General features: G+C 41.1%; 11 protein-coding genes. 3 read left to right on the forward strand and 8 right to left on the reverse strand.

Annotation, left to right across the window (positions count from 1 at the left end):
* Window positions 1-111 precede the first annotated feature (111 nt).
* Both B7697_RS00780 and B7697_RS00785 read left to right on the forward strand, forming a co-directional pair.
* Window positions 112-1,020, forward strand: coding sequence for an ABC transporter ATP-binding protein (locus B7697_RS00780; RefSeq protein WP_084949853.1), 909 nt, complete (start codon window positions 112-114; stop codon window positions 1,018-1,020).
* Window positions 1,021-1,030: 10 nt separating this feature from the next.
* Window positions 1,031-1,783, forward strand: coding sequence for an ABC transporter permease (locus B7697_RS00785; protein WP_084949855.1), 753 nt, complete (start codon window positions 1,031-1,033; stop codon window positions 1,781-1,783).
* Between the two features lie 39 nt (window positions 1,784-1,822).
* Here the strand turns inward: B7697_RS00785 and B7697_RS00790 are convergent, their stop codons facing one another.
* The 8 genes from B7697_RS00790 to B7697_RS00825 all read right to left on the reverse strand — a co-directional run bounded on the left by B7697_RS00790 (window position 1,823) and on the right by B7697_RS00825 (window position 10,261).
* A complete protein-coding gene (locus B7697_RS00790) occupies window positions 1,823-2,701 on the reverse strand; it encodes a sensor histidine kinase (protein ID WP_084949857.1) in 879 nt (292 codons plus the stop codon).
* Window positions 2,698-3,399, reverse strand: coding sequence for a response regulator transcription factor (locus B7697_RS00795; protein ID WP_084949859.1), 702 nt, complete (start codon window positions 3,397-3,399; stop codon window positions 2,698-2,700). Before B7697_RS00795 ends, B7697_RS00790 begins: the two co-directional genes overlap by 4 nt.
* A gap of 190 nt (window positions 3,400-3,589) precedes the next feature.
* The gene (aguB, locus tag B7697_RS00800; protein WP_084926345.1) at window positions 3,590-4,465 is read right to left on the reverse strand and encodes an N-carbamoylputrescine amidase; all 876 of its coding nucleotides are present in this window, start codon (window positions 4,463-4,465) and stop codon (window positions 3,590-3,592) included.
* A gap of 9 nt (window positions 4,466-4,474) precedes the next feature.
* On the reverse strand, window positions 4,475-5,560 hold the full coding sequence (aguA, locus tag B7697_RS00805) for an agmatine deiminase (protein WP_084949861.1): 1,086 nt from the start codon (window positions 5,558-5,560) through the stop codon (window positions 4,475-4,477).
* On the reverse strand, window positions 5,557-6,684 hold the full coding sequence (nspC, locus tag B7697_RS00810; RefSeq protein WP_084949863.1) for a carboxynorspermidine decarboxylase: 1,128 nt from the start codon (window positions 6,682-6,684) through the stop codon (window positions 5,557-5,559). Before nspC ends, aguA begins: the two co-directional genes overlap by 4 nt.
* Window positions 6,684-7,943 carry a saccharopine dehydrogenase family protein gene (locus tag B7697_RS00815; RefSeq protein WP_084949865.1) on the reverse strand — a complete coding sequence of 420 codons (1,260 nt, stop codon included), beginning with the start codon at window positions 7,941-7,943 and terminating at the stop codon, window positions 6,684-6,686. The genes nspC and B7697_RS00815 overlap by 1 nt, the downstream gene beginning before the upstream one ends.
* Window positions 7,940-8,800 (reverse strand): polyamine aminopropyltransferase, encoded by an 861-nt coding sequence (gene speE / locus B7697_RS00820; protein WP_000366713.1) that lies wholly within the window; start codon window positions 8,798-8,800, stop codon window positions 7,940-7,942. The genes B7697_RS00815 and speE overlap by 4 nt, the downstream gene beginning before the upstream one ends.
* Entirely contained in the window at window positions 8,801-10,261 is a 1,461-nt protein-coding gene (locus tag B7697_RS00825; RefSeq protein ID WP_084949867.1) for an aminotransferase class I/II-fold pyridoxal phosphate-dependent enzyme, read from the reverse strand. It lies immediately after the preceding gene.
* A gap of 707 nt (window positions 10,262-10,968) precedes the next feature.
* Between B7697_RS00825 and B7697_RS00835 the strand changes: the two genes are divergently transcribed.
* Window positions 10,969-11,447, forward strand: a 479-nt coding sequence (locus B7697_RS00835) for a VIT1/CCC1 transporter family protein (protein WP_084949870.1), incomplete at its 3' end; no start/stop codon positions are given.

The following is an 11,447-nucleotide window of genomic DNA, read 5'->3' on the forward strand; positions in this document are numbered from 1 at the left end:
TTGATATTTAAGAATTCTTAAAACTTTAGAAACTCTTTAGAAATACTTGAGTTTTCTTTGATTTCTATGCTTTATACTAAAGTTAACAAAATAAATCAAAAGGAGAGAATCATGAAAACAGTACTCGACATTCATGGATTGTCCAAAAACTTCGACAAACAAGCTATTCTTCAGGATCTTCATCTAACGATAAGAGAGGGAGATATTTATGGACTTATCGGAAAGAACGGAGCTGGGAAAACCACATTGATAAAAATCATTACGCAACTACTGTTTGCGGATAAAGGGACTGTTTCCCTCTTCTCTAGCCAATCGGAAAATGAGTGGACCAAGGCTCTATCTCGAGTAGGTTCAGTGATTGAATCACCTGTAGCTCATAATCACTTAACAGCCTATCAAAATCTGAAATATTACTGTATGATTCGTCATATTCCAAATGCTGATCAAGTCATTCGAGAAACCCTGGATTATGTAGGTTTGCCAGATACAGGTAAGAAAGTCTTTCGTGATTTCTCGCTAGGAATGAAACAAAGACTTGGTATCGCCATTGCCCTCCTATCCAAACCAGATTTCCTAATCTTAGATGAACCTATCAACGGTCTCGACCCAATCGGTATCAAAGAATTTCGCCTCATGATTCAACGGCTCAATCAAGAAAAAGGGATCACCATTCTCATCTCTAGCCATATCTTGTCAGAACTCTATCTCCTAGCTAATCGTTTTGGTATTTTAGATCAAGGCAAGATTATCCGTGAAATCAGCAAAGCTGAATTTGAAACACTAAGTGAGGATTATATTGTTCTTAAGACAGCTGATAAAGAGAAAGCTTGTCAAGTATTGAAAGAACAAATCCAGCTCCAGTTCAAGGTTGTTAATCCTGAGAATGAAATCCATATCTTTGGTCAGGAACAAGATGTCAAACAGATTCTTAAGGAATTAACCTTGGCAGATATTGCCATTGACGAGATTTACTATGCCCGTCAAAACCTAGAAGAATACTTCACTCAATTGGTCGAATAGGAGGAAAATCATGATACATACCATTCAAGCAGACTTTTACCGTCTTTTCCGTTCCAAAGGATTCTGGATTACAGAGTTCATTCTCTTTGTACTCATGTTAATGGGGGCTGTTTTTGGGGCTACTGGCCATCTAATGGCAATCCAGACAGAAGAGCCAGACATTCCAACCCATGGTTGGGACGGTGTACAAGCCCTGATCAACGCATCTAGTCAAGGTTCAAACCTCGTTTTTCTCTGCATCGTCCTAGCCTGCCTCGTTCTTGGAGTTGATTTAATCGGCAAACTCTATAAAAATAATTTAACAGTGGGTGTCTCTCGTACCGAGTTTTTCCTTGCCAAAGCCTTTGTATTGACTTGTATTGCACTCTTGCAAGTTATCATCAGCCTTGTGATTGCCTTTATTCCAGCAACGATCTTAAATGGATTTGGCACTATGCCTGATGGCTTTATTGGCAATCTACTGATAACCATTTCCCTTCAATTCCTTTGCCTCCTTGCTTGGCTTTCCATTGTTTCCTTCATCCTCTATGTTAGTCATTCTTATCTTGCAGTATTTATTGGATATTTGGTCAGCTCTATCTTACTTTCTATGCCAATGCTCATCTTCCCAAGTATCAAAATTTTGCCATATTTATCATTGCAGTTTTTCTATGCTATGACTGCTAATAGTGAGTCAATTCTCTACACACTTATAGTTACCTTAGCTGTTATTGTAATCTTTAATCTAAGTGGACTGGCAGTTTTCAAAAAGAAAAGTCTATAAAAAATGACCTCCTCTAGCCTACAGAGGAGGTTTATTTCGTTAAAAGTAAATAAAAACCGATAACCACTGCCCATCTGTGCTTAGTTTCATATCTGCACCGAGAAGATGACATAATTCCTCAGTGATATAAAGGCCTAAACCAGAGGATTCTTCCGTGTCTGATAGATTTTCAGAATAAAAACGGTTGCTGAGATTTTCTATTTTTTTGATGGGCTGTTTGACAAGGTTTGCAATCTCTAAGACAAGCTGTTCCTTTTCCTTTCTCAAAGATAGACGTGCTTCTTCCTTGCCATGTTTGAGGACATTTCCAAGCAGATTTTGTAAAATTCGATCCAGTAAGTCTTCATCAGTCCTCATTTTCAAACCAGCTTCAACCTTAAAATCAAGCGTGATATTTGCCGCCTGAAAAACATCATAATAAGCTAGAGTCTTCTTGGTAATAAAAGCTGAAAAATCCACTTCTTCCAGTTTCGGTTTGACAGCTCCTTCCATCAAACGACGATATTCTAGAAGAGCCTCCAAACGTTTAGAAACTAAATCAAGATGCTGGGCTATTTTTTGTAAGGTTTCTGCTTTGTCTTCAGGAGACTTTATCAATTGTTGGGTGTAGCCTGAAGCGATAGTCAAAGGTGTCCGAATATCATGGGCAATATTGCTGATGGCCATATCCAGAGTCTGCTTTTCCCTTTTCATCACCAAACGAGATTGTTCTACTTCCTGAAATAGATTCTCAATCTGCTGGTAGAGATGTAAAAAATGTTTGGAAAAAATGCTGACTCCAACTCTTTTCATACTACCCGTGATAATCTTGTCTTCAATCTGTTGACTCAAGTTTTTAAGTGCTAGATGGTAGCGAATCAATGCAATCAATAAAAGAATTAGGAGTACAAGTAGGATAAAGATTATCATGTAGGTCATTGCTTATCTCCTTTTAATCTTACCCCAACGCCCCAGATGGTTTCAATATATTCTTGATTTGGGTCAAGCTGGTTTAATTTTTTACGAAGATTACTCAAATGCGTATTGAGGGTATTATCTCCAGGTAGATAGCTCTCTTCCCATACCATTTCATAAAGTTCTTCCTTGGTGAAAATTTTCTTTGGATGTTTAAGGAGAGTTTGGAAAATCAAGCATTCTTTCTTAGCCAGGCGAATCGTTTCCTGGCTATTTTTGATTTCAAAACTTTCTGCATCAAACTGGATATTTTTCAAGTTTTGTGGCAGATTTTCAGTTTTTCCTATTTCCATAGGCTGTTTTTCTACGCTTTGACGTAATTGAACAGTAACTCTGGCAAAGACTTCATCCAAATCAAAAGGTTTGACTATGTAATCATTGGCACCCTCTAAGAGGTATTGACTGATCAACTTCTTATCGCTCAAAGCCGTTAGCATAATGACTGGAGTTTGACTTTGCTCCCTGATAGTTTTTAAAACCTGATCCCCATTTTTCCCAGGAAGCATGATATCTAGCAAAACGAGGTCAATCCCCCCTTGGTCAAAACGCATGATTCCTTCTGTACCAGAAAAGGCTTGAATTACCTCATGCTCCTCAGTGAGAAGAGTTCGCAAAATTTCTTGAATGTCACTATTGTCTTCAATAACCAATATCCTAGCCATAAATACCAACCTTTCTGCAACTATTATAGCATGTTTTATTGATAAAGCTTAAACAGAAAAGCTCCTCGCATAAAAGCGCGAGAAAGCCTTGGAGGGTTAAAATATAAAATCCATTTGCTAGATGATCTAGTATCCTCATAGTTGCTAGTGAAAACGAGTCTAGCAGAATGAATCTCTCATTTCTCCCCTACTAGTCCGTAATCCGTTGATACATTTCGGGTCTTCTATCTCGAAACAAGCCCCAGTTTAGGCGTTCGCTTGCTCCCTTGTCTAGGTCATAAGTCGCTAACAGAACAGCTTCAGCTTGTCTTTCAGCTAGCTCTAGAATAGCTCCTGTTTCATCCGTCATAAAGGATGAACCGTAGAAGTCAAGGCTGGAACTCTGCCCACCATTTTCTTCACTAGGAGTGACTTCCTCCAAACCATAACGATTGGCTGCAATGACTGGAACAATATTTGCTGCTGCGTGTCCTTGCATGGTACGCTGCCAATGACCACAACTATCCGTATCCAAAATTGGCTCTGAACCGATGGCTGTAGGATAAAAGAGCAATTCAGCACCATTTAACGCAAGACAGCGGGCTGTTTCAGGGAACCATTGATCCCAACAAATGCCGATACCAATCTTAGCATAACGAGTGTCCCAGACCTTGAAGCCTGTGTTGCCAGGTGTGAAATAGAATTTCTCTTGATAGTAATGGTCATCTGGTATGTGGGTCTTTCGGTAAACGCCCAGCACTTCCCCATCTGCATCAATAACGGCAATAGAGTTATACAAGACATTGCCATCTTTTTCATAGAAACTGATTGGTAAGACGACCTTTAGCTCCTTGGCAATGGTTTTAAAATGCTGAATAGCTGTATTGTCTGTCACCGACTGGGCATACTGGTAGTAGTCATACTGACGTTCCTGACAGAAATAGGGACGTTCAAACAACTCGGGCAAGAGAATAATTTGTGCGCCTTGTTCTGCAGCCAGACGTACTAAACGATCTGCGGTTTGGATATTTGTTGCCACATCCTTAGCACATTGCATCTGAATGGCTGCAACTCTTACATTTCTCATCTTTTTCTCCTATTCTGGGATTTGTTGGGTGATACAGTGGATATTGCCACCACCTAAGAGAATATCTCTGGCTGGAGTTCCGACAACTTTACGGTCTGGGAAACATTTACTGAGGATATCTAGGGCCACTTGGTCGTTTTTATCCTCAAACTGCGGAACCAAGACAGCCTGGTTGGCAATATAAAAGTTTACATAGGAAGCCGCAAGCCTTTCACCTGCATAGCGCTCTTCTTCTCCTTCTTCATAGATGTAGCCTGGCAAATCCTCTTTAGTTACAACTTGATGAAGAGCTGGAATTGGAAGTTTATGAATGGTGAAGGCACGACCTTTTGCATCTGTTTCCTTTTCTAAAAGCTCTAAATCAGCTGCCGACATGGCATATTGGGGATCATTTTGATCATCTGTCCAAGCCAAAACAAGCTCTGCAGGACCAACAAAGGCTGCAACGTTGTCAACGTGTTCATTGGTTTCATCCTGATAAATACCATAAGGAAGCCAAATAACTTTTTCAGCGCCAAGGCACTCTAATAAGGTATTTTCGATTTCCTCTTTACTTAGATGAGGATTACGCCCAGGACTGAGAAGGCAACTTTCAGTTACGAGAATGGTTCCTTGTCCATCGCTATGGATTGAGCCTCCTTCTAGTACAAAGGGTTTGGCATCAAAGACAGGCATTTCCAAGGCTTCAGCAAAACGACTGGCTACTTGGTCATCGGCTTCATAGTCTTGGTAGAGACCATCAACAGCACCACCCCAAGCATTGAAAGACCAGTCTACTGCCAACTTTTCCCTTATATCATTAAGGAGAATAGTCGGACCAGTATCACGCGCCCAGGCATCATTGGTGGGAATGTCTAGATAAATAACCTTGTCTCCAAGATAAGATTGGGCTTCAGCTAAGTAGTCTTGGCCAACCAAAAGATAGACTCTTTCCCCTTCTGCTATAGTCTTAATGATCTGGCTGAAAGCTCTTTTGGCAGCCTTTCCTTGAAAGGGCCATGAACCTGGTCGAGTTGGCCATATCATAAGGGTACCATGATGGGGCTCGTATTCTGCTGGCATGCGATAGCCTAATTTTTTGGGACTGTCCATCATGATAATCTCCCTTTAAAGTCTTGATAACCAAAAGATTTGACTAATCTGCAGTCACCCTGCTCATCCATGAGATAGAGACTTGGCAATCCAATACCATTAAAGGTATTATTTTTGACAAATGAGTAAATAGCCATATCTTCAAAATAAAGTCTATCACCGATTTGAACTGGATTTTCAAAGCTATAATCACCAATCACATCTCCTGTCAGACAGGTATTGGAAGAAAGTCTATAGGTATGGGCTTTTTCCTGAGCGGCAAATCCATTTCTCAAAGGTGGACGATAGGGCATCTCAAGTACATCAGGCATATGGCAGGTCGCAGAGGCGTCTAAAACCAAGATTTCCATACCGTTTTCGACAATATCCAATACTTCAGTTGCTAGATAACCTGCATTGAGCGCAATGGCTTCACCAGGCTCGATATAGATTTCAAGATTGTAAGTTTCTCGGATACGCTTGATCTCAGAAATCAGCAAATCTACATCATAGTCCTCTCTTGTGATGTGGTGTCCGCCCCCCATATTGAGCCATTTGACCTGATGCAAATAGGCTCCAAATTGCTCTTCTACTGCTTTCAAAGTTGTCTCTAAATCATCTGCTCCCTGCTCGCAAAGGGTGTGAAAATGAAGACCATCCACCAAATCCAGCAAATCACTCGGTATCTTGTCTGAAGTTACTCCAAAACGGGAGCCAGGTGCACAAGGGTCATAGAGCGCGTGGTCACCTTGAGTTGAACACTGAGGGTTAAGTCGCAAACCCACGCTTACACCAGCATCCCGACAACGGGCCCCATGTTTACGCAACTGTCTCTCTGAGTTAAAGACGATATGATTTGTTATCTCCAGCAATTCCTCCAAGTCCGCATCCTTAAAGGCTGGCGCAAATACATGGACTTCTCCTGGAAATTCTTCCCTAGCTAGCTTAGCTTCATAGAGTCCACTGGCTGTCGTACCTGATAGATACTGGCTAATCAAGGGATAGGTTTTGTAGAGGGAATAAGCCTTCTGGGCAAGCAAAACCTTGCAACCAGCCTCTTCTTGTACATATTGTAGAATGCGGCAGTTTGCTTCTAACTTGGCCAAGTCAATGACATAGGCTGGCGTTGGTACTTGTTCTAACTTCATCAGTCCACCATTTGTGGATTTTCAACCACAATCCAAGGCAAACCATACTCATTCAAAGCTTCCATGAATGGATCTGGATCCAACTCTTCAAGGTTGTAAACTCCAGCTTGTTTCCAAGTACCGTTCATAACCAATTTTGTACCAATCATGGCTGGAACTCCTGTTGTATATGAAATAGCTTGTGAACCAACTTCTGCATAACATTCCTGATGGTCGCAGACATTGTAGATGTAGATGGTCTTTTCAACGCCATCTTTGACACCTGTAAAGATACATCCAATATTGGTTTTACCAACAGTGCGTGGCCCAAGGCTGGCTGGATCTGGAAGCAAGGCTTTCAAAAATTGGATTGGTACAATTTCTTGACCGTTGAAGTTAATGGTATCCGTACGAAGGAGACCGACATTTTCCAGACATTTCATGTGCGTTAGATAAGATTGACCAAAAGTCATAAAGAAACGAATACGTTTGACACCTGGAATGTTCTTGGCCAATGATTCAATTTCTTCATGGTGAAGGAGATACATGTCTTTTTGTCCGACCTGAGGGAAATCGTACTCGCGCTTGATTGACATAGCTTCCACTTCGACCCATTTTCCATCTTCCCAGTAAGAACCTGGCGCAGAAACCTCGCGGAGATTGATTTCTGGGTTAAAGTTTGTCGCAAATGGATAACCGTGGTCACCACCATTACAGTCTAAAATGTCGATATAGTGGATTTCATCAAAATAGTGTTTAAGGGCGTAAGCAGAAAAGACGCTGGTCACACCTGGGTCAAAACCAGAACCAAGCAGAGCGGTCAAGCCTGCTTCTTTGAATTTCTCTTGATAAGCCCACTGCCATGAGTAGTCAAAGTAGGCTGTAAAACCAAGTTCCTTACAACGTTTCTCATAAATAGCACGCCACTCAGGGTCTTCTGTGTCTTCTGCTTCATAGTTGGCCGTGTCGATATAGTGAACACCTGTTGCCAAACAAGCGTCCATAATAGTCAAGTCTTGGTATGGTAGCGCTACGTTCAAAACGGCTTCTGGTTTGTAGCTTTCAATCAAGGCAATGACTTCTTCGACCTTGTCAGCATCAAGTGCAGCAGTTTCAATTTTTGTCGTAGTTTTACCTTCTAGCTTCGCTTTCAAGTCATCGCATTTTGACTTGGTACGGCTAGCAATCATAATCTCTGTAAAGGTTTCACTATCTTGACAAATCTTTGAAATAGCAACTTGGGCAACGCCCCCACATCCAATAACTAATAAACGACTCATTTTTTTCCTTCCTCTTCTTCTAAAATGTCCTCAACATACTTGGGCAACATAAAGGCTCCCACGTGTAAGTTTGCAGTGTAGTATTCTGTGAAAAGCTGGCGTTTTTTCCAGCCTTCCTTATCAAAATCTTTGACAGGGTGGTATTTTTTCGATGCAAACCCAAATAACCAATAGCCAGCTGGACTGGTTGGAATATGGGCCTGATAGACCCGGCTGATTGGAAAGGCTTGATTGACCTTGCGATGCATACTTCGGCAAGCTGACTCATCCTCATCAAAGAAGGGACTCCCATGCTGGTAAATCATGATACCGTCTTCTTTCAGAGCCCTATAACTATTGCCGTAGAATTCCTTGGTAAAGAGCCCTTCCGTATGGCCAAACGGATCTGTCGCATCGTTGATGATAATATCGTAATCATCTTCGCAGTTTCGCAAAAAGCGTAGCCCATTTTGGTAGTAAATGGTAACACGAGGATCATCTAGCCCTGCAGCAAAATCAGGGAAATACTCACGACAAACCTCAACTAGCATCTCATCTGGTTCCACAATATCGATTTGTTCCAGTTCAGGATAGAGTGTTAATACTTGGGCAACACCTCCGTCGCCACCTCCTATTACCAAAACTTTCTTGGGATTTGGGTGGACAGCCATGGGAACGTGGACTGTCATTTCGTTGTAGACAAAATCATCCGCATCTGAAAACAAGACATGCCCATTTAAAATCAGTATTTTCCCAAAAGCTGGCGTATCTAAGACTTCAATATCCTGCCATTCACTTTTTCCAGCGTAGAGTTGCTTGGCTGTTCTCAGGGACAATTTCACATCTGGAGTATGAACTTCAGAAAACCATAAATCCATCTAGTTCTCCTTTCTCTTAATGACGTTGATGTGATTGACCTCTGGGTCTTCCGTCCCTTGGAGGGAGCAACCACGTTCCTTGGCAAATTGGATATAATCGACTATCTCTTGGGTAATGCGTTCACCTGGAGCTAGGATTGGAATCCCTGGAGGGTAACACATGACAAATTCCCCACAGACCTGTCCAACAGATTCATCCAGGATCAAACTTTTTCTCTCTGCATAGAAGGCTTCTTGTGGAGACAGCACTAACTCGGGCTGGATATATTCTCCAGCTATCAAATCTTTTCCATCTCTCGAGTAGAGTCTCTTGATATCAGCTAAAGCACCAACTAAGCGCTCGATGTCTTGGATGCGGTCACCAATCGAAATATAGGCCAAGATATTACCAATATCACCAAACTCAATCTGAATGTCGTATTCATCGCGCAGGAGGTCATAAACCTCGATACCTGTTAAGCCAATACCCTGAGTGTAAACTGACAACTTGGTTACATCAAAATCACAGACAGATACACCGTCTATCAACTCTTTTGAGTAGGCATAGTAACCTCCGATAGCATTGATTTCACGGCGGGCATACTCGGATAGTTCAATAACTTTCTCAAACGATTCTTTACCACGAAGGGCCAAGTTGCGACGTGAAATATCCAGACTGGCCATCAACAAGTAAGAGGCAGATGTTGACTGGGTAAGGTTGATTATCTGACGTACGTATTCAGGATTCATCTGCTCCCCGATTAAAAGAAGCGAACTTTGGGTTAAACTCCCACCAGACTTATGCATGGAAACTGCTGCCATATCAGCCCTTGCATCCATGGCAGAAATTGGAAGTTTATCAGTAAAATGTAAGTGCGCTCCGTGGGCTTCATCTACTAAAACCATCATGCCAGCTTCATGAGCCATTTCTGTCAAACCCTTTAGATCTGAACAGATGCCGTAGTAAGTAGGATTGTTAATCAAAATGGCCTTGGCATCTGGATGCTCCTTAATTGCCTGCGCTACTCGGTCATTTTCAAGACCTAAAGCGATACCAATCTTAGGATCCACACTCATCTCGATATAGATGGGAATGGCACCACATAGAACCAGCGCATTGATAGCAGATTTATGGACATTACGTGGCAGAATAATCTTATCTCCAGCCTTGCAGGTTGACAGAATCATAGTCTGCACCGATGAAGTTGTTCCCCCAATCATGAGAAAGGCATGGGCTGCTCCAAAAGCATCAGCTGCAAGCTCCTCTGCATCCCGAATAATCGAAATGGGGTGACCAAGATTATCCAAGGGTTTCATCGAATTGACATCAATGCCTACACATTTTTCTCCTAAGAGTTCGACAAGTTCTGGATTTCCTCGTCCACGCTTGTGACCTGGAACATCAAAGGGAACAATCCTTTTCTTGCGTAACTTCACCAAGGCCTCATAAATTGGGGCTTGGTTTTGATCTAACTCTTTCAAGACATACTCCTTTCCATATTTTTAGAACCTTTTGAAAACTAAGGAACTAAAGGTTGACTCATGAAAAAAGAGCAGGTTTTCACCTGCTCTGCAATCTTCTGACGTTTTTATGTTTGTTTCTGTTGAGTATGTCTGTTCCCGATGTTTCCTAACTCTCTAGTAGCAAATATTACGTACTTTATTGATCGTTTCACAAGATGACGTGTGCTTTCACCACACTAAAAATTTATGAATTAGGACAAGTATCCTAACATCAACTTATAAAAGTAGGCTTTTAACCCTATCAATAATGTGGTTTTTCAACCACGCTTCGGCATTCAACCCTGCCTGTCCGTAGGCATTTTTTACTCGGGTTTATATTTGCTAGAAAACATCATCTCATTTTCTAAGCTTTATTACTATATCACGTTTTTAAGAACTTGTAAAGCGGTTTACGAAAAAAATATAAAAAAGTTCGTAAAATATTTGGATTTCATTTGATTTAATACTAATTATTTTCTTGTAAACGATTATAAAGTGAACAAAATGTTTATCATATTTAATTTAAAATTTTTTATGCTATTCTATACTCTTTACCTTTGGTGTTTAATCTATCAGAGAAGATGTCGACATTTTATATCATTAAAATCGTGCAACTTTTTTCAGACACTTTTAAAAGATTGATTTCCCTATATTTTTCCTTTATACTGGATAAAAAGGAGAATAGTATGTCAGAAATAAATCACGAAATTGATTCAAATTTTGCAGGTCGTTTAAATATCCTACGAGCGGGTGTTCTTGGTGCCAATGATGGAATTATTTCCATTGCTGGTGTGGTTATCGGGGTTGCCAGTGCTACCAGCAATATCTGGATTATCTTTTTATCAGGATTTGCGGCGATTTTAGCAGGTGCCTTTTCAATGGCTGGTGGAGAATATGTATCCGTTTCAACTCAAAAAGATACCGAGGAAGCAGCCGTTGTGCGTGAGCAAGTCTTGCTAGACCAAGATATGGAGCTAGCTAAAAAGTCTCTCTACGCTGCCTATATTCAAAATGGCGAGTGTGAAACATCAGCCCAACTTCTCACCAACAAGGCCTTTCTTAAAAATCCGCTCAAGGCTTTGGTAGAGGAAAAATATGGGATTGAGTATGAAGAGTTTACCAATCCTTGGCATGCTGCTATCTCTAGCTTTATTTCTTTTTTCCT

It is taken from the genome of Streptococcus mitis (genome assembly GCF_002096895.1).
Classification (GTDB): domain Bacteria; phylum Bacillota; class Bacilli; order Lactobacillales; family Streptococcaceae; genus Streptococcus; species Streptococcus mitis_AH.